This is a genomic window from Actinomycetospora sp. NBRC 106378, assembly GCF_030269685.1.
In the GTDB taxonomy this organism is placed as follows: Bacteria; Actinomycetota; Actinomycetes; order Mycobacteriales; family Pseudonocardiaceae; genus Actinomycetospora.
Genome location: NZ_BSTT01000005.1, coordinates 59,925 through 80,055, shown reverse-complemented (window position 1 = coordinate 80,055; position 20,131 = coordinate 59,925). Strand labels below are relative to the sequence as shown.

Genomic DNA, 20,131 nt, shown 5'->3' with positions numbered 1-20,131 from the left:
TGCTGGTGCTGGTCCTGCGGCATGGTGGCGGTCGCCCTTCTCTACGGGTGCGGCGAGCGGGTCGGGTCGGCGAGCTGCCCCGACCGGCCGAGTTCGTTGTCGATGAAGGCGAGGACCTCGTCGGTGCTCGCACCGTCGAGCCGGGCGGCGACGGAGTCGGAGCCCGTCCCGGCCGGTCCGGCCGGGACGCGCTGCGCGTCCTCCCAGGCGGCGAGCATCCGGCGCAGGCGCTGCGCGACCCCGCTGCGGGTGTCGTCGTCGGCCTCGCCCGGCGAGAGCAGCCGTTCGAGCCGGTCGAGCTCCTCGAGCGGGGAGGGTGCGTCGGCCGCCTCCCGCTCGCCGAGCAGCGCGTCGAGGTGCGCGGCGACGGCGGCCGGGGTCGGGTGGTCGAAGACCAGCGTCGACGGCAGCCGCAGCCCGGTCGCCTCGCCGAGGCGCACCCGCAGCTCGACCGCGGTGAGCGAGTCGAAGCCGAGGCGGTCGAACGCCCGGTCCCCCGGCACGTCGGCCGTGCCCTCGTGCCCGAGCACGCCGGCGACGGCGGTGCGCACGGTGTCGAGCAGCAGCGCGGTGCGGGCGGCGGGCTCGAGCCCGCCCAGGTCGAGCGCGGGCCCGGCGGGCGCCGGCGGCGCGCTCCCGGTCCCGGCCGCGGCGGCGAGGTCGCGCAGGAGCGCGGGCACCCCCGGTCCGGTCGGGACCGCGCCGGTGAGCCGGGCCGCGACGACGAGGGGCCCGCCGGCGGCGAGCGCGGCGTCGAACCGGGCCAGGCCCTGGGCCGGGGTCAGGGGCGGCACGCCGGAGCGCGTCATCCGGGCGCGGTCGGCGTCGGCCAGCCCCCCGGTCATCCCGGCACCGTGCTCCCACGGTCCCCACGCCAGCGACAGGCCGGGCAGCCCCAGCGCACGCCGGTGGGCGGCGAGCGCGTCGAGGAAGGTGTTGGCCGCCGCGTAGTTGGCCTGTCCGGGCCCGCCGGTCACCCCGGCGAGCGAGGAGTACAGGACGAAGTGGGTCAGTCCGCGGTCGCGGGTCGCCTCGTGCAGGTGCCAGGCCGCGTCCACCTTCGGCGCGAGGACCGCGTCGACCCGTTCCGGGGTCAGCGAACCCACCACCCCGTCGTCGAGGACGCCGGCGGTGTGCACCACCGCCGTGAGCGGCGGCTCCGCGGCGGCCACGAGGGCGTCGACGGCGGCGCGGTCGGTGACGTCGCAGGCCTGCACGGTGACGGTGGCCCCGAGCGCCTCCAGGTCGGTGACCAGCTCCGTGGCCCCCGGGGCGGCCGGGCCGCGGCGGCTGGTCAGCAGCAGGTGCCGTGCCCCCCGCTCGGCGAGGTGACGGGCCAGCAGCCCGCCGAGGCCGCCCGTGCCGCCGGTGACGAGGACGGTGCCCTCCGCGCTGGGCGACGGATCGCCCCCGGCGCCCGCGGGGCGCGGCACGAGACGGGCGGCGAGGAGCTGCCCGTCGCGCACCGCGAGCTGGGTCTCGCCGGCGGACGCGAGGTCGGCCAGCCCGTCGGGCACGTCGCGGGTCCGGTCCGCGGCGGGGTCGAGGTCGAGCAGCAGCACGCGGCCCGGCTCCTCGGACTGGGCCGAGCGGACCAGCCCCCACGCCGTGGCGGCCGCCGGGTCGGTCACCCCGGAGCCGGTGTCGACCGCGCCCCGGGTGACGACGACGAGCAGGGACGCCCGGGTGCGGGCGTCGGCGGTCCAGCCCTGCAGCACCGCGAGGACCTCCGTGGCGACGCGGTGGGCCGCCGCGGGGACGCCCTCGGCCAGCCCGCCCCCGCCCTCGCCGGAGACCGGCAGGACCACGATCGGCGGCACCTCCCCGGCGGGCGCGAGCTCGCCGTGGAGGACGGGGGACGTGTCCGGCCCCGACGGGGCGATCGGGTTCCAGTCGACTCCGAGGAGGCCGTCGCCCCCCGGGCCGTCCGACCCGGCGCCCGCGGCCGGCGTCGGCCAGAACCGGCGGTGCCGGAAGGGGTAGGTGGGCAGGGCGACGTCCGGGACGAGCGGACGCGCGTCCGGGTGCGCGAGGACCGCCGACCAGTCCAGGTCGACCCCGGCGCAGCCCAGGCGCGCCAGCGCGGTCAGCAGGGCACGGGGCTCGTCCGGGCCCGGCCGCAGGGTCGGCACCACCACGGTGTCCGCGGCGGACCCGGCGTCGGTGTCGTCGATGTCGTCGAGCACGTCCCGCGTCATCGCCGCGAGCGAGCCCCCGGGGCCGACCTCGGCGAAGGCGGTGACCCCGAGGTCGGCGAGGGCCCGGACGCCGTCGGCGAAGCGGACCGGCTCCCGGACGTGGCGCACCCAGTGCTCGGGATCGCCCAGCGTGTCCGCTCCGGCCACGGAGCCGGTGAGGGTGGAGACCACCGTCAGCCTCGGCGCGGCGTAGCGCAGGGACGCGGCGACCTCGCGGAACTCGTCGAGCATCGGTGCCATCAGCGGCGAGTGGAACGCGTGGCTCACCCGCAGCCGGGAGGTGCGACGACCGGCGGCGGCGAGGCGCTCCGCGGCGTCGAGCACCGCGGCCTCGGCACCGGAGAGGACCACGGCCGCGGGCCCGTTCACGGCGGCCACCGCGACCGACTCGCCGAGCAGGGCGAGCGCCTCCTCCTCCCCGGCGTCGACCGCGACCATGGCACCGCCCGCGGGCAGGGCCGCCATGAGACGGGCCCGTGCCGCGACGAGGCGGGCCGCGTCGGCCAGCGGGAACACCCCGGCGACGTGGGCCGCCGCGATCTCCCCGACCGAGTGCCCCGCGACGGCGGCCGGGGCGAGACCCCAGCTCTCGAGCAGCCGGTAGAGGGCGACCTCGACCGCGAACAGCGCCGGCTGGGTGGCGGCGGTGTCGTCGAGCGCGGCCATGTCCTCACCCCACAGCACGGCGCGCAGGGAATGCCCGAGTTCCGCGTCGAGGACGTCGAGCACCTCGTCGAGCCGCTCCGCGAAGGCGGGGACCCGCGCGGCGAGCTCCCGCCCCATCCCGAGGCGCTGGGCGCCCTGCCCGCAGAACAGCATCGCCGCGGTGCGCGACCGGGCCTCACCCCGGGCGAGCTCGGTGATCCCGTCGCGGCCGGCGAGCAGGACCGCACGGTGCTCGAAGTGCGCGCGGGTGCGCAGCAGCGCCGCCGCCACGTCGGCGGCGGCCACGTCGGGGTGGCGCTCCCGGTGGGCGCGCACCCGGGTGATCCCCGCGTCGAGGGCCTCGGCGCTGCGGGCCGAGAGCACCCACGGCACGGTCTCCTCCCGCACCTCCTCCCGCACCTCCTCCCGCACCTCCTCCCGCACCGGCCCGGGGGCCGGGGACGGCGGGGCCGGCACGACCGGCGGCGCCTCGAGCACGACGTGGGCGTTGGTCCCGGAGATCCCGAACGACGAGACCGCGGCACGGCGCGGGTGCGACCGCTGCGGCCAGTCGACGGCGCCGGTCACGACGTCGACGGCCCCGGAGGCCCAGTCGACGTGCGCGGACGGTCGGGTGACGTGCAGCGAACCCGGGACCGTCCCGTGGCGCATGGCCAGCACGGCCTTGATGACCCCGGCCGCGCCCGCCGCAGACTGGGTGTGGCCGATGTTCGACTTGATCGAGCCCAGCAGCAGCGGCTGCTCCGGATCCCGGTCGCGGCCGTAGGTCGCGAGCAGCGCCTGGGCCTCGATCGGGTCGCCCAGCGGCGTCCCGGTCCCGTGCGCCTCGACGACGTCCACGTCCTCCGGGGCCAGGGCCGCGTCGGCCAGGGCCGCGCGGATCACCCGCTGCTGGGACGGGCCGTTGGGCGCGGTGAGCCCGTTCGAGGCGCCGTCGGAGTTCACCGCGGACCCGGCGACCACCGCCCACACCGGGTGTCCGGCGGCGCGGGCCGTCGAGAGCCGCTCCACCACCATGACCGCCGCGCCCTCGGACCAGCCGGTGCCGTCGGCGTCGTCGGAGAACGCCTTGCAGCGCCCGTCCTGCGCGAGGCCGCCCATCCGGGAGAAGCCCGCGAAGTTCGCCGGGGTGGACATGACCGTGACGCCCCCGACGAGGGCGGCGTCGCACTCCCCCGCCCGCAGCGCCCGCACCCCGAGGTGCAGGGCGACCAGCGACGACGAGCACGCCGTGTCGACCGAGAGGGCCGGGCCCTCCAGGCCCAGCACGTAGGCCACGCGGCCGGACACGACACTCGTCGCGAGGCCGGTCGTCGCGTGCCCGGCGACCTCCTCCGAGCCCATGACGAGCCCGGCGTAGTCCTGCCCGCTGACCCCGAGGAAGACCCCGGTCCGCGATCCGCGCCACGACGACGGGTCGATCCCGGCCCGCTCGGCGGCCTCCCAGGCCACCTCGAGCACGAGGCGCTGCTGCGGGTCCATCGCCAGCGCCTCGCGGGGGGCGATCCCGAAGAACTCGGCGTCGAACCCGGCGACGTCGTCGAGGAACCCGCCCCGCGCGGTGGCGCCGTCGGCCGCGAGCGACCCGACGTCCCAGCCGCGGTCGACGGGCACCGGGGTGATGGCGTCCGTGCCGGAGGCGACGAGGTCCCACAGGTCCTCGGGCGAGGCCACCCCGCCGGGGAAGCGGCACCCGATCCCGACGATCACGACCGGGTCGTCGGCACCACCCGCGCCGACGGGCCCGCCGGTGGGTGCGTCGGCCGGCCCGCCCAGGGCCAGCTCCTCGAGCAGGAACGCGGCGAGCCGGTCGGGGGTCGGGTAGTCGAAGACGAGGGTCGCGGGCAGGGTCAGCCCGCTCGCGGCCGCGACGCGGTTGCGCAGCTCGACCGCGGTCAGCGAGTCGAAGCCCAGCGCCCGGAACTCCAGCCGCGCGTCGACGCGGTCGGCCGAGCCGTGACCGAGGACGGCGGCGGCCTCGGAGCGCACCAGGGCGACGAGGGCGTCGATCCGCTCGGGCTCCGGCAGGTCGCGCAGCCGGTCGGCGAGGACGTTCGCGTCCCGACCGGCGCCGGTCCCCGCCCGGCCACGGCGGGCGGCCGGGGCCACCAGGTCGCGCAGCAGGGCGGGCACCGTAGCCGCGGCTGCGCCCGTCCCGGCGGGCAGGTCGAGCGGGACGACGAGGGCCTCGTCGGCGCCGGTGGCGGCGTCGAACAGGGCGAGACCCCGCTCGGCCGTGAGCAGCGGGAGCCCGCCCGGCCGCAGGGTCGCGCCGAGGTCGGCGGTCATCCCCGCGGTCTGCTCCCACGCGCCCCAGGCGAGGGAGGTGGCCGGGAGGCCGAGCCCCCGGCGGTGGGCCGCGAGGGCGTCGAGGCCCGCGTTGCCCGCGGCGTAGTTGCCCTGGCCGGCGCCGCCCATCAGCCCGGCGGTCGAGGAGTAGAGCACGAAGGCGGCGAGGTCGAGCCCGGCGGTGGCCTCGTGGAGGTGCCAGGCGCCGTCGAGCTTGGGGGCGAGGACGGTGTCGACGCGCTCGGCGGTGAGCGAGCCGACGACGCCGTCGTCGAGGACGCCGGCGGTGTGGACGACGGCGGTCAGCGGCCGGTCCGCGGCGGCCACCAGGGCGTCCACCTGCGCGCGGTCGGACACGTCGCAGGCCCGCACCGAGACCGACGCCCCGAGCGCCTCCAGCTCCGCGACCAGCTCGCCCGCCCCGGGAGCATCCGGGCCACGACGGCTGGAGAGCAGCAGGTGACGGGCACCGCGACCGACCAGGTGCCGGGCCAGGAGCCCGCCCAGGCCTCCGGTGCCACCGGTGATCAGGACCGTGCCGTCCGGGTCGAGGCCCTGCGGGACGGTCAGGACGATCTTGCCGACGTGCCGGGCCATCGACATGAACCGGAACGCGTCGGTGGCGCGACGGACGTCCCAGCGCGCCGTGGGCAGCGGGACGAGGGCACCGTCGGCGAAGCGGGCCATGAGGTCGGCGAGCATCGCGCCGGTGCGCTCGGGGCCGGCCTGGCCGAGGTCGAACGCGCGGTAGACGACGCCGTCGGGCGCGCTCTCCCGGACGTCGGTCTTGCCCATCTCCAGGAACCGGCCACCCGCGCCCAACAACCCGAGCGAGGCGTCCACGAACTCCCCGGACAGGGCGTTGAGCACCACGTCCACCGTCGGGAACCGCTCGGCGAACCCCAGATCCCGCGACGACGCGATGTGGTCCTCGGCCACGCCCAGGGACCGCAGCACCTCCCACTTCGGCTCCGAGGCCGTCGCGTACACCTCCGCCCCCAGGTGGTGCGCGATCTGGATCGCGGCCATCCCGACGCCACCGGCCCCCGCGTGGATCAGGACCTTCTCGCCCGCCTGCAGCCCCGCGAGCTCGGTGAAGGCGTACCAGGCGGTGAGGAACACCAGCGGGACCGAGGCCGCCGTCGGGAGGTCCCAGTCGTCGGGAACCCGGTGCAGCATGCGGGCGTCGGCGATGCCGACCGGGCCGAGCGCCCCGAAGATCGTGCCCAGGACGCGGTCGCCGGGGCGGACCCCGGTCACGTCGGGGCCGACCGCGGTGACGACGCCGGCGGCCTCCGCGCCGAGCTCACCCGCCTCGCCGGGGTACATGCCGAGGGCGTTGAGGACGTCGCGGAAGTTGACCCCTCCGGCGTGGACCGCGACCCGCACCTCGTGACCGGTCAGGGGGGCCTCGGCGTCGGGGTGCTCGAGCAGGGCGAGCCCGTCGAGGCTGCCCTTCGTCGCACACCCGAGCCGCCACGGCCCACGGGTCGGCGGAACGAGGGAGGTCGTGCCGACCGGCTGGAGACGGGCGAGGCGGAGCTCCCCGTCGCGCAGCGCGGCCTCGGGCTCGCCCCGGGCGGCGAGCGCGGGCAGGGCCGCGAGCAGGGCCGGGTCCGCGGCGGGACCGGAGACGACGGCCGGGTCGAGATCGGCCAGGACGATGCGGCCGGGGTTCTCGGTCTGCGCGGCGCGGACGAGCCCGCGGGCGGTCGCGGCGGCGGGGTCGGTCGGCGCACCGCCGTCGAGCACGGCCCCGCGGGTCAGGACGAGCAGGGTCGTGGTCGCCGGGCCGTCGAGGAACTCCTGCACGCGGGTGAGCGCGAGGTGGGTCAGGGCGTGGGCGGCGGGGGCGGTGGGGAGGGACCCGTCGTGCCCGTCGAGGCCCACGACGAGCACGGACGCGGCGTCCGCAGCGGCGGCCGGGACGAGACCGGCGATCCCGAAGGGGTCGGCGCCGACGACGGCGAAGGTCGCGGCGGGGTCGGGGGCGGGCGGTGCGGTCGGTGTCCAGCCGGGTCGCAGCAGTCCGGACGCGGCGTCCGGGGCGGCGCTCGCGACGCCGGCCGGGTCGCCCGGGCCGGCTGCGCGCAGCGTCAGCCCCTCGACGGTGAGGACGGGCGACCCGGACGGGTCGACGGCGGCGAGGGCCACCGTGTCCTCGCCCCCGGGCGTGATCCGCACCCGGAGGTCGGTGGCGCCCCCGGCGTGCAGGGTGACGCCGCGCCAGGCGAACGGCAGCAGGCTGCGGTCGCCGGCGCCGGGTCCGTCGGCGGTCGTCGCGAACGCGGAGGCGTGCAGGACGGCGTCGAGCAGGGCGGGGTGCAGCCCGAACTCGGCGGCGTCCTCGGAGCCCTCCCCGGTCAGGGTGACCTCGGCGTAGACCTCGCCGTCGTGGCGGCGCACGCCGTGCAGTCCGCGGAAGAGCGGGCCGTAGACGAGGCCGTTCGCGGCGTACCGGTCGTAGAGCCCGGCCAGGTCGACCCCGACCGCGGCCTCCGGCACCGTCACCGGGGACGCGGGGGTCGCGGCCCGGGCGACACGTCCGGTGGCGTGCCGGGTCCAGGCCGCGGCCGGGTCGCCGGCGGGGCGGGAGTGCACGTCGACCGTGCGCGCACCGTCGTCGTCCGGGGTGCCGACGGCGAGCTGGACCTGCAGCGCGCCCACGGCGGGGACGACCATCGGGGCGGTGAGGACCAGCTCGTCGACGCGGTCGCACCCGACCTGGTCGGCCGCGCGCACGGCGAGCTCGAGGAAGCCGGTCCCGGGGAAGAGGACGACGCCCCCGACGACGTGCCCGGCGAGCCACGGCTGGGTGGCGAGGGAGACCGAGCCGGTCAGGTAGAGCTCGTCGGCGCCGGCCACGGGGAGGGCCGCGCCGACCAGCGGGTGGTCGGTGGCGACGAGGCCGAGCCCGCCCGCGTTCCCGGTGCGGCGCGACGGCGAGACCCAGTAGCGCTCGTGGGCGAAGGCGTAGGTCGGCAGCTCCACCCGCCGCGGGCGGTGGCCGGCCCAGCTCGCCGCGAGGTCGACGTCGATCCCGGCGGCCACGAGGCCGCCCAGGGCGGCGACCGCGGCGTGCGCCTCGCCGTCGGGGCCGCGGAGCAGCGTGAGCACGACGGCGTCCGGGAGCGTCGCCGCGACCGGCCCGGCGAGCACCGCGTCCGGCCCGACCTCGAGGACGACGTCCGCGGCACCGTCGGCGCCGATGCTGCCCATCGCGGCGGCGAACCGGACGGGCTCGCGCACGTGGCGCACCCAGTACTCCGGGTCGCACACCTCGTCCGTGACCGCCGCGCCGGAGAGCCCCGAGTAGAGCGGCAGCCGGGGCGCGCCGAACGTGATCGTCCCGACGACGGCCCGGAAGTCGGCCAGCATCGGTTCGACGAGCCGCGAGTGGAAGGCGTGCGAGACCCGCAGCCGCGTGACGCGCCGCTCGCGGGACGCCATGATCGCGACGACCTCGTCGACGCCGGCCGCGGTCCCGGAGACGACCACCGAGCGGGGCGCGTTGATCGCGGCGATCTCCACGGACGCGTCGGTCCCGGCGAGGACGGCGGCCACCTCGTCGGCGTCCGCGGCCACGGCCGCCATCGCGCCTCCGGCGGGCAGGGCCGCCATGAGGCGGGCGCGGGCGCCGACCAGCCGGGCCGCGTCGGCCAGCGGGAACACCCCGGCGACGTGCGCGGCGGCGATCTCCCCGACCGAGTGCCCCGCGACGGCGGCCGGGGCGAGCCCCCAGCTCTCGAGCAGCCGGTAGAGGGCGACCTCGACGGCGAACAGGGCGGGCTGGGTGTGGCGGGTGTCGTCGAGGGCGGCGGGGTCCTCGCCCCACAGCACGGCCCGCAGGTCGCCGCCGAGCTCGGCGTCGAGCGCGGTCAGCACCTCGTCGAGGGCCGCGGCGAACACCTCGGAGACGGCGGCCAGCTCGCGGCCGCTGCCGAGCCGCTGCGCCCCCTGCCCGGAGAACACGACCGCGCACCGCGGGGCGCCGACGACCGTGCCGGTCGTGACGCCGGGTGCGCTGCCACCGTCCTGCCAGGCGCGCAGGACAGCCCGTGCCGCGTCGTCGTCGGGACCGGCGGGCACGGCCAGGCGGTGGCCGAAGCGCGAGCGCGCGGCCAGGGCGGCCGCGACGTCGACCCGGGAGCACCCCGGGGACGCGTCGAGGTGCGCGAGCAGGGCCTCGACCTGACCGTGCAGCGCATCCTGTGAGCGGGCGGAGAGGACCCAGGGCACGACGGCGGGCTCGGCGGGGTCGGGCTCGGTGGTGGCCGGCTCGGCGGGGACGGGCTCGGCCGGGGCGGCCTGGAGCACGACGTGGGCGTTCGTCCCGGAGATCCCGAACGACGAGACCGCGGCCCGGCGCGGGTGCGACCGCTGCGGCCAGTCGACGGCCCCGGTGACGACCTCGACGCCGCCGTCGGTCCAGTCGACGTGCCGCGAGGGGGCGGTGACGTGCAGGGAGCCGGGGACGACGCCGTGCCGCATCGCCAGCACGGCCTTGATGACGCCGGCCGCGCCCGCCGCGGACTGGGTGTGACCGATGTTCGACTTGATCGAGCCCAGCAGCAGCGGCGCCTCCGGGTCGCGGTCGCGCCCGTAGGTGGCGAGCAGGGCGTGGGCCTCGATCGGGTCGCCCAGCGGCGTCCCGGTCCCGTGCGCCTCGACGACGTCGACCTCGCCGGCGGGGACGGCCGCGTCGGCCAGGGCCGCGCGGATGACCCGCTGCTGGGACGGCCCGTTGGGCGCGGTGAGGCCGTTGGAGGCACCGTCGGAGTTCACCGCGGATCCGGCGACGACGGCCCAGACGGGGTGGCCCGCGGACCGCGCGGCGGAGAGCCGCTCGACCACGAGCACGGCGGCGCCCTCGGACCAGCCGGTGCCGTCGGCGTCGTCGGAGAACGCCTTGCAGCGGCCGTCGTCGGCGAGCCCGCCCATGCGGGAGAAGCCGGTGAAGTTGGCCGGGGTGGACATGACGGTGACGCCGCCGACCAGGGCGGCGTCGCACTCCCCCGCGCGCAGCGCCCGGACGGCCAGGTGCAGGGCGACCAGGGACGACGAGCACGCCGTGTCGACGGTGAGGGCCGGGCCCTCGAGCCCGAGCACGTAGGCGACGCGGCCGGAGACGACGCTGGTGGCCAGACCGGTGGTGGCGTGCCCGGCGACGTCGTCGCGGGAGTCCATGACGAGCCCGGCGTAGTCCTGTCCGCTGACCCCGAGGAAGACCCCGGTCCGGGAGCCGCGCAGCGTGGTCGGGTCGATCCCGGCCCGCTCGGCGGCCTCCCACGCGACCTCGAGGACGACCCGCTGCTGCGGGTCCATCGCCAGCGCCTCGCGGGGGGCGATCCCGAAGAACCCGGCGTCGAACCCGGCGACGTCGTCGAGGAACCCGCCGCGGGGCCGGTGCGCCGCGGTCGGGTCGAGGGCGCCGAGGTCCCACCCGCGGTCGTCGGGGACCTCGGTGATGGCGTCGGTGCCGGCGACGACGAGGTCCCAGAGGTCGTCCGGGGTGCGCACACCACCGGGGAACCGGCATCCGACGCCGACGATGACGACGGGGTCGTCGACGTCCGCCGTCGCGGCGGGCACGACGGTGGTCGGGGTCCCGTCGGTCCCGTCGGTCCCGTCGGTCCCGTCGAGCTCGGCCAGCAGGTGCTCGGCGAGCCGTTCCGGGGTCGGGTAGTCGAAGACGAGGGTCGCGGGCAGGGTCAGCCCGCTCGCGGCCGCGACGCGGTTGCGCAGCTCGACCGCGGTCAGCGAGTCGAAGCCCAGCGCCCGGAACTCCAGGCGGGCGTCCACCCCGGCCGCGCTGCCGTGGCCCAGGACGGCCGCGGCCTCGGTCCGGACGAGGTCGACGACGGACGCCGTGCGCTCCTCCGGCGCCAGACCGGCGAGCCGCGCGGCGAGGCCGTTCGCGTCGCCGCCGGCCCGGCCCGCCGCCCGGGCGCGGCGCCCCGCGGAACGGACGAGGCCGCGCAGCAGCGCGGGCACCGGGCCGGCGGCCGCGCCCGACGAGGCGGTGATCGGCAGCGGCACGACCAGCGGTTCGACGGCGCGGGTGGCGGCGTCGAACAGGGCGAGGCCCCGCTCGGCGGTGATGAGCGGCAGGCCGCCGGGACGGACGGCCTGGTCGAGCCCGGCGGTCATCCCGGTGCTCTGCTCCCAGGCGCCCCAGGCGAGTGAGGTCGCGGGGAGGCCGAGGTCGCGGCGGTGGACGGCGAGGGCGTCGAGGAAGGCGTTGCCCGCCGCGTAGTTGCCCTGCCCGGCGCCGCCCATCAGCCCGGCGGTCGAGGAGTAGAGGACGAACGCGGCGAGGTCGAGGCCGGCGGTGGCCTCGTGGAGGTGCCACGCGCCGTCGACCTTCGGGTCGAGAACGGTGTCGACGGCGTCCGCGTCGAGCGAGGTGAGCACCCCGTCGGCCAGGACCCCGGCGGTGTGGATCACGGCGGTCAACGGCCGCTCCGCCGCCGCGACCAGTTCGTCCACCTGCGCCCGGTCCGCCACGTCACACGCCCGCACCAGCACGCTCGCGCCGAGGGCTTCCAACTCGGCGACCAGCTCGGCCGCCCCCGGCGCATCCATCCCACGACGACTCGACAGCAGCAGCGAGCGCACTCCCCGCTCGGCCACCAGGTGCCGGGCCAGCAACCCACCCAGACCACCGGTGCCACCCGTGACCAGCACCGTCCCCTCCGGGTCGAGCCCCCGCGGAACCGTCAACACGATCTTCCCGACATGCCGGGCCATCGACATGAACCGGAACGCCTCCCGCGCCCGCCGCACGTCCCAACACCGCACCGGCACCGGCTCGAGCGCCCCGACCCCGAACAACCCCACCAGCTCGCCCAACATCGACGCGATCCGACCCGGCTCCACCCACCCCAGATCGAACGCCCGATACATCACCCCCTCCGGCGCCGTCTCCCGGATGTCGGTCTTGCCCATCTCCAGGAACCGGCCACCCGCCCCCAACAACCCCAGCGAGGCGTCCACGAACTCCCCCGACAGGGCGTTGAGCACCACATCCACCGTCGGGAACCGCTGCGCGAACCCCAGATCCCGCGACGACGCGATGCGGTCCTCGGCCACCCCCAACGAGCGCAGCACCTCCCACTTCGGCTCCGACGCCGTCGCATACACCTCCGCCCCGAGGTGGTGCGCGATCTGGATCGCGGCCATCCCCACCCCACCGGCCCCCGCGTGCACCAGGACCTTCTCCCCCGGACGCAACCCGGCCAGATCCACCAGCGCGTACCAGGCGGTCAGGAACACCAACGGCACCGACGCCGCCGTCGCGAAGTCCCAGCCCGCAGGGATCCGGGTGAGCAGCGGGGCGTCGGCGACGGCCACCGGGCCGATGCCGCCGAAGACCATGCCCATGACGGCGTCGCCGACCGCGAGGTCGGTGACCTCGGGCCCGACCTCGAGCACGGTGCCGGCAGCCTCGGAACCGAAGAGGCCCGCGTCGCCCGGGTACATGCCCAGGGCGTTGAGGGCGTCCCGGAAGTTCAGGCCGGCGGCCCGGACGTCGAGGCGGACCTGGTGTCCGGTCAGGGGTGCGTGGGCCTCCGGGTGGTCGAGCAGGGCGAGCCCGTCCAGGCTCCCCTTCGCGGTGCTGCCGAGCCGCCACGGGCCACCGGGCGGGACGAGGTCCGGGCCGGTGTGCAGGCGGGCCAGGCGCGGCAGCCCGACGGTCCCCGCGCGCACGGCGGCCTCGGGCTCGTCCTCGGCGGCCAGCGCGGGCCAGCTCGGCAGCGTGGCCACGGACTCGGCGGTGTCGTCGAGGTCGACGAGCCCGAACCGGCCCGGGTTCTCGGTGATCGCGGCGCGGACCAGGCCGTGGACGCCGGCGGCGGCGAGGTCGGAGGCGGCCCGGGTCACGACGAGGAGCCGGCTGTGGGCGTACCGGTCGTCGGCGAGCCAGCCCTGCAGGAGGGCGAGGACCTCGCGGGTCACGCGGTGGACCGCGTCCGGGACGGGTCCCTCCCCGGCGGTGACCCCGAGGGCGACGACGCCGGGGACGTCGTCGCCGAGCTCGGCGAGGGTCGGCACCGCCCGGACGTCGGTCACGGCGTCGTCGCCGCGCAGGGCGTCGAGCAGGCCGAGCGGGTCCGCGCCGAGCACCGCCCAGCGCTGCGGGGCCGGGGTGCTCGCGGCCCACGGCGTGAGCTCGACGCGGAACAGGGAGTCGGCCGCCTCCCGCCCGGCCCGGGCGGTCGGGTCGGTCGCCGCCGGGTCGGCCGCCCGCAGGGTCAGGCCCGCGACCGAGACCACGGGCCCGCCGTCGGGGCCGACGGCGGCGATCTCGACGGTGTCCTCGCCGCGGGGGACGACGCGCACGCGCAGGGCGCGGGCACCGGCGGCGTGCAGCGAGACCCCGCGCCAGGCGAAGGGCAGGAGGCTGCGGTCGTCGCCGTCCGCGGAGGCGAAGACGGTGCTGTGCAGCACCGCGTCGAACAGGGCCGGGTGCAGGCCGAACGCGTCGGCGTCGGTGACGTCGGCGGGCAGCTCGACCTCGGCGAGGACCTCCTCGCCGTGGCGCCACACGCCCCGGAGCCCGCGGAACACGGGGCCGTAGACCAGGCCGTTGCCGGCGTAGCGGTCGTAGAGGCCGTCGATGTCCACCGGGGTCGCCCCGGGCGGCGGCCACACCCCGGGGGTGAACGGCAGGACCTGCTCGCCGGGCGCGACGCGGCCGGTCGCGTGCAGGGTCCAGGCGTCGGCCCCCTCGGCCGGGTCGGGGTCGGGACGGGAGTAGACCCGCAGGTCGCGGGAGCCGTCGTCGGCGGCGCCGCCGACCGCGATCTGCACCCCGAGCGTGCCGGTGGTCGGGAGGATCAGCGGGGCGGCGAGCATCAGCTCGGTGACGTGCCCGCAGCCGGCCTGGTCGCCGGCCCGGACGGCGAGCTCGAGGAAGCCGGTGCCGGGGAAGAAGATCATGCCGCCGACGGCGTGGTCGGCGAGCCACGGGTGGGTGGCGAGCGACAGGGTGCCGGTCAGCAGCAGCTCGTCGGAACCGGCGACGGACATCGCCGCACCGAGCAGGGGATGGTCGGTGGCGACGAGCCCGAGCCCGCCGGCGTCCGCGACCCGACGACCCGGGGCGGCCCAGTAGCGCTCCTCCTGGAACGCGTAGGTGGGCAGGTCGGTGCGGCGGGCGTCGGTCCCGGCGAGGACCGCGGGCCAGTCGACGGTGACGCCGGCGGTGTGCAGGCGCGCGAGGGCGGCGACGGCGGCGGCCTCCTCGTCGCGGTCGGCGCGCAGCAGCGGGACGGCGGGGACCTCCGTGCTCTGCGCGGCGAGGGCGGCGAGCACCCCGTCCGGGCCGACCTCCAGCAGGACGTCGGTCCCGGCCGCGACGAGGGTGTCGACCGCGTCGGCGAAGCGGACGGTGCCGCGGGCGTGGCGGACCCAGTAGCCGGGGTCGGTGAGCTCGGCGTCGGAGGCCGGCGCCCCGGTGAGGGTGGAGACGACCGGGACGGTGGGCGAGGCGAGGTGGAGGGTCTCGACGACCGCCCGGAAGTCGTCGAGCATCGGGTCCACCAGCGGCGAGTGGAACGCGTGGCTGACCGGGAGCCGCCGGGTGCGCCGCCCGCGCGCCGCGATCTGCTCGGCCACCGCGAGGGTGGCCGCCCCGGCCCCGGAGACGACGACGGCGCGGGGCCCGTTGACGGCCGCGAGGGCGACGTCGGGGGATCCGGCGAGGAGCGGCGTCACCTCGTCCTCGGTCGCCTCCAGCGCGACCATCGCCCCGCCGCGGGGCAGCGCCTGCATGAGGCGGGCGCGGGCGGCGACGAGCCGGCAGGCGTCGGGCAGGTCGAGCACGCCCGCGACGTGGGCGGCGGCGATCTCGCCGACCGAGTGCCCGGCGACGTGGTCGGGCGTGATCCCCCACGACTCGACGAGGCGGGCGAGGGCCACCTCGACCGCGAACAGGGCGGGCTGGGTGTGGCCGGTCTCGTCGAGGGCGGCCGCGTCGTCCCCCCAGATCACCTCGCGCAGCGGGTGACCGAGCTCGGCGTCGAGCAGCTCCAGGACCTCGTCGAGGGCAGCGGCGAAGCGGGGGAAGCGGGCGGCGAGCTCGCGGCCGGCCCCGAGGCGCTGCGCGCCCTGGCCCGAGAACAGCATCCCGACCCGGGCGCGCCCGACGACGCTGCCGGTGACGACGTCGCGGGCGCTGCCGTGCTCCGCCCACGCCGCGAGGGCGGCCCGGCCCCCGGCGCCGGAGGGGTCGGTGACGACGGCGAGCCGGTGCTGGTGGTCGGCGCGGCCGGTCGCGAGCGAGAAGGCGGTGTCGAGGGCGACGTGGGGACCCTCGGCGCGCCCGAGGTGGTCGAGCAGGGCCGTGACCTGCCCGTGCAGCGCGCCCTCGGTGCGCCCGGAGAGCACCCAGGGCAGCGCCTCGGGCGTGTGCTCCGGGGCCCGCGCCGGGGCCGGCGCCTCGCTCGCCTGCTCCACGATCACGTGCGCGTTGGTGCCGCTCACCCCGAACGACGACACGCCCGCCCGGCGCGGGCGGTCCAGCTCCGGCCACGGCCGGGCCTCGCCGAGCAGCTCCACCCCGCCCGCGGACCAGTCGACGTGACGTGAGGGCCGCTCGGCGTGCAGGGTGCGCGGCAGCGTTCCGTGCGCCATCGCGAGGACCATCTTCATGACGCCCGCGACGCCGGCGGCGGCCTGAGTGTGGCCCATGTTCGACTTGACGGAGCCGAGCAGCAGCGGACGCCCGGGCTCCCGGTCCCGGCCGTAGGTGGCGAGGATGCTCTGGGCCTCGATGGGGTCGCCGAGCGGCGTCCCGGTGCCGTGGGCCTCGACCGCGTCGACGTCGCCGGTCCCGAGTCCGGCGGCGGCGAGGGCCTGGCGGATGACCCGCTGCTGGGCGGGGCCGTTGGGGGCGGTGAACCCGTTCGAGGCGCCGTCCTGGTTGACCGCGGACCCGCGGAGCACGCCCAGCACGGGGTGGCCGTGGCGGCGGGCGTCGGACAGCCGCTCCAGCAGCAGGATGCCGGCGCCCTCGGACCAGCCGGTGCCGTCGGCGTCGTCGGAGAAGGCCTTGCAGCGGCCGTCGCGGGCGAGCCCGCCCTGGCGGCTGAACTCGACCAGCGACCCGGGGGTCGACATGACGTTGACGCCGCCGGCCAGCGCGAGGCCGCACTCCCCCGCCCGCAGCGAGGCCATCGCGAGGTGCATCGCGACCAGCGACGAGGAGCACGCGGTGTCGACGGTGACAGCCGGGCCCTCCAGCCCGAGCGTGTAGGACAGCCGGCCGGACACCGCGCTCGCGGCGATGCCGGTGCCGACGTCGCCGGTGGCGTCGTCGAGCGAGCGGACCAGCAGGTAGGCGTAGTCCTGCCCGTTGGTCCCGACGAACGCGCCGGTCCGCGAGCCCCGCAGGTCGGTCGCGTCGATGCCGGCGCGCTCGATCGCCTCCCACGCCGTGGTCAGGACCAGCCGCTGCTGCGGGTCCATCGTCGTGGCCTCGCGCGGGGAGATCCCGAAGAAGCCGGGGTCGAAGTCGGCGACGCCGTCGAGGAACCCGCCCTGCTGGCTGACCTCGGTGTCGCGGGCGTCGACGCCCCCGCCGGCGAGGGCGGCGAGGTCCCATCCGCGGTCGGTCGGGAACCCGCCGACGACGTCGGTCCCGGAGGCGACCATCTCCCAGAACGCCTCGGGCGAGTCGACCCCGCCGGGGAACCGGCACGCCATGCCGACCACGGCGATCGGCTCGCTGGCCGCCGCGACGAGGCTGCGGTTGGCGCGGCGGAGCCGGTCGGTCTCCTTGACCGCGGCGCGCAGGGCGGTGACGACATCGGTGCCGGGTGCGTTCGTCGTGTTCGACGCGTTCATCGTCTGCTCCATCACTCGGACTCGTCGTCGGACCGGCCGTCGAGCGCGGCCCGGACCAGGTCGTCCACACTCATCTCGTCGACGTCGGCGCTCGGGCCCTCCGCGTCGGCGTCCGGGCCGGTCGGGTCGGCGCCCGGGCCGGTCGGGTCGGCGGCGGGACCGCCCGACGCGAGCAGCGCCCGCAGCGGTTCCAGCACCCCGATCTCGCGGAGGCGGTCGAGCGGCACCGACGCGAGCAGGGCGCGGAGCTCGGCGTCGTCGCCGGGGTCCGCCCCGTCCGCCCCGCCGGCCAGCTCGGCGAGCACGTGGTCGGCGACCGCCTGCGGGCTCGGGTGGTCGAACACCAGCGTCGCGGGCAGCGTCAGGCCGGTGGCGGCGGCGAGCTGGTTGCGCAGCTCGACCGCGCCGAGCGAGTCGACGCCGAGGTCGCGGAAGGAACGCTCGGCACCGACCGCATCGGTGTCGGGGTAGCCGAGGACCTGCGCCGCGCGGGCGCGGACCAGGTCGACGACGGTGTCCCGGCGCCGCGCCGGGGACAGGCCCGCGAGCCGGCCCGCGAGGTCGGTCCCCGCTGCCGGGGCCTCGCGGGCGGCGATCCGCTCGGCGTAGCCGGGGAACTCGCGCAGCAGCGGGCTCGGGCGGCCGCTGCCGAAGGCGCCGGCGAACCGGTCGAGGTCGACCGCGGCGACCAGCGCCGTGGCGTGCCGCTCCCCGACGAGCCGGCACATCGTCTCGACGGCGAGGGCGGGGGCCATGGCCACGATCCCGGCGCGGCGGGCGGCCTCGTCGGCGGCCTCGCCCCCGGCCATGCCACCGCCGCCCCAGACGCCCCACGAGATCGACGTGGCGGCGAGGCCCTGCCCCCGGCGGCGTTCGGCCAGGGCGTCGAGCACGGCGTTGGCGGCCGCGTAGTTGCCCTGCCCGGGGTTGCCGACCGCCGAGGAGGCCGACGAGAACAGCACGAAGGCGGCGAGGTCGGCCTCGCGGGTCAGCTCGTCGAGGACGAGCGCCGCGGTCACCTTGGCGCGGAAGACCGCCTGGAACCGCTCGGGGGTGAGCCGGTCGAGGACGCCGTCGTCGAGGACGCCGGCCGCGTGCACCACCCCCGTCAGGGGCGCCCGGGCCGGGATCGCGGCCAGGACGGCGGCGAGCGCGTCCCGGTCGGCGGCGTCGCAGGCCGCGACGGTCACCGTCGTGCCGAGGGCCTCGAGCTCGGCCACGAGCTCGGCCGCGCCCGGGGCGTCCGGGCCGCGACGGCTGACGAGCACGAGGTGGGCGGCGCCGTCCGCGGCGAGCCGCCGCGCGACGTGGGCGCCGAGGGCACCGGTGCCGCCGGTGACGAGCACCGTCCCGGACGCCGACCACGCCGCGCCGGGTCCGTCCCGCCCGTCCCGGCCGTCCCGGACGACCGGGACGAGCCGCCGGGCGAGCACCGAGGTGGCCCGGACGGCCACCTGGTCCTCCCCGTCGAGTCCGGCCAGGACCGCCGTGAGGCCGGAGAGCGAGCGGGCGTCGAGGGTCTCGGGCAGGTCGACCAGGCCCCCCGTCCGCTGCGGGTACTCGAGGGCCGCGACCCGGCCGAGCCCCCACACCGCGGCCTGCAGGGGCCGCGCGGGCGTCTCGTCCGGGGCGGTCGCGACCGCGCTGCGGGTGACCGTCCACAGCGGGGCGTCGATCCCGGCGTCCCCGAGGGCCTGCACCGCCACCGTGGTCAGGGCGACCCCGCAGGGCACGTCCCGGTCATGCTCGTCGGTGACCGCGAGCAGCGAGACGACCCCGGCCGGCCGGGTGCCGTCCGCGAGCACGGAGCGGAGCCGCTCGGCGAGCGCCGCGCGGTCCAGGCCCGCGGTCTCGACGCGGACCACCGGGACACCGAGCCCGGCGAGGACCGCACCCGCCCACGGGTCGTCGGCGGCGGCCGACGGCAGGAGCGCGAGCCAGGTGCCCGACAACGGGCGGCGGTGCGCCAGGGCGGCTCCGGTCAGGCGCTTCCACACCACGCGGTGGCGCCAGGACGCCATCCGGGCCTCGGTCTCGGTGCGGCCGCGCCAGTCGCGCAGGGCGGGCAGCACCTCCGAGAGGGCGTCGCCGGAGACGGCGAGCTCGGTCTCGAGCGTGGAGAAGTCCTCCCGGGCGACGGCCGCCCAGAACGCGGCGTCCACGTCGGCCTGCCCCGCCGGGACCGCGACGGCCGACGCCGGCGCCGGAACGGGAGCCCCGGGCAGGACGTCGGGCCAGAACCGGCCGCGCTGGAAGGGGTAGGTCGGCAGGGTGACCCGGCGGCCCCGCCCGCCGACCCGGCCGCGGCCGAGCACGTCGGCCCACCGGGGTCCGACACCGTGCACGTGCAGCGTCGCCAGGGCCCCGAGCAGGGTCGCCTCCTCCGGGCGGTCCCGGCGCAGGGCCGGGACGACGACGGCGTCGGGCACGCAGGCCCGGGCCATCGCCGTGAGCACCGCGTCCGGGCCGAGCTCGAGGAAGGTCGTGACGCCGCGACCGGCGAGGGTGCCGACCGCGTCGGCGAACCGCACGGTCTCGCGGACGTGGCGGACCCAGTGCTCGGGCGAGCCGAGCTCGTCGGCGTCGACGGGCCCGCCGGTCCGCGTGGAGACGACGGCGATCCGCGGCGCGGCGGACGTCAGGCTCTGCGCGACGGCCCGGAACTCCTCGAGCATCGGCTCCATCAGCGCGGAGTGGAAGGCGTGGCTGACGGCCAGGCGCGTGGTGCGGTGACCCCGGGCGGCGAGGTCGGCCGCCAGGGCCGTCACCGCGGCGTCGTCGCCGGACAGGACGACGGCGGCGGGCCCGTTGACCGCGGCGATCGCGACGCCGTCGGTGAGCAGCGGCGTCACCTCGGCCTCGGTCGCGTCGACCGCCACCATCGCGCCGCCGGAGGGCAGCGCCTGCATGAGCCGGCCGCGCGCGGCGACCAGGCGGCAGGCGTCGTCGAGCGGGAGGGCCCCGGCCACGTGGGCGGCGGCGATCTCCCCGACGGAGTGCCCGGCGACGGCGTCGACGCGCACCCCCCACGACTCGACGAGGCGGAACAGCGCCACCTCGACCGCGAAGAGGGCCGGCTGGGCGAGCCCGGTCCCGGACAGGGTCGCCGCGTCCGCGTCGCGCAGGAC

2 protein-coding genes (1 of these 2 running past the window's edge) are annotated in these 20,131 nt (G+C 77.9%); both read right to left on the bottom strand.

Going from position 1 to position 20,131, the window contains the following annotated elements; all coding sequences use genetic code 11:
- Nucleotides 1–41: 41 nt before the first annotated feature.
- Complete coding sequence (locus QSK00_RS13765) at nt 42–17,003, bottom strand: type I polyketide synthase (RefSeq protein WP_285591570.1); 16,962 nt, start codon at nt 17,001–17,003, stop codon at nt 42–44.
- Nucleotides 17,004–17,014: 11 nt separating this feature from the next.
- On the bottom strand, nt 17,015–20,131 hold the final stretch of the coding sequence (locus tag QSK00_RS13760; protein WP_285591568.1) for a type I polyketide synthase. 25,377 nt of this gene lie beyond the right edge of the window; only the last 3,117 of its 28,494 coding nucleotides appear in the window; the start codon falls outside the window, past its right edge; the stop codon is at nt 17,015–17,017.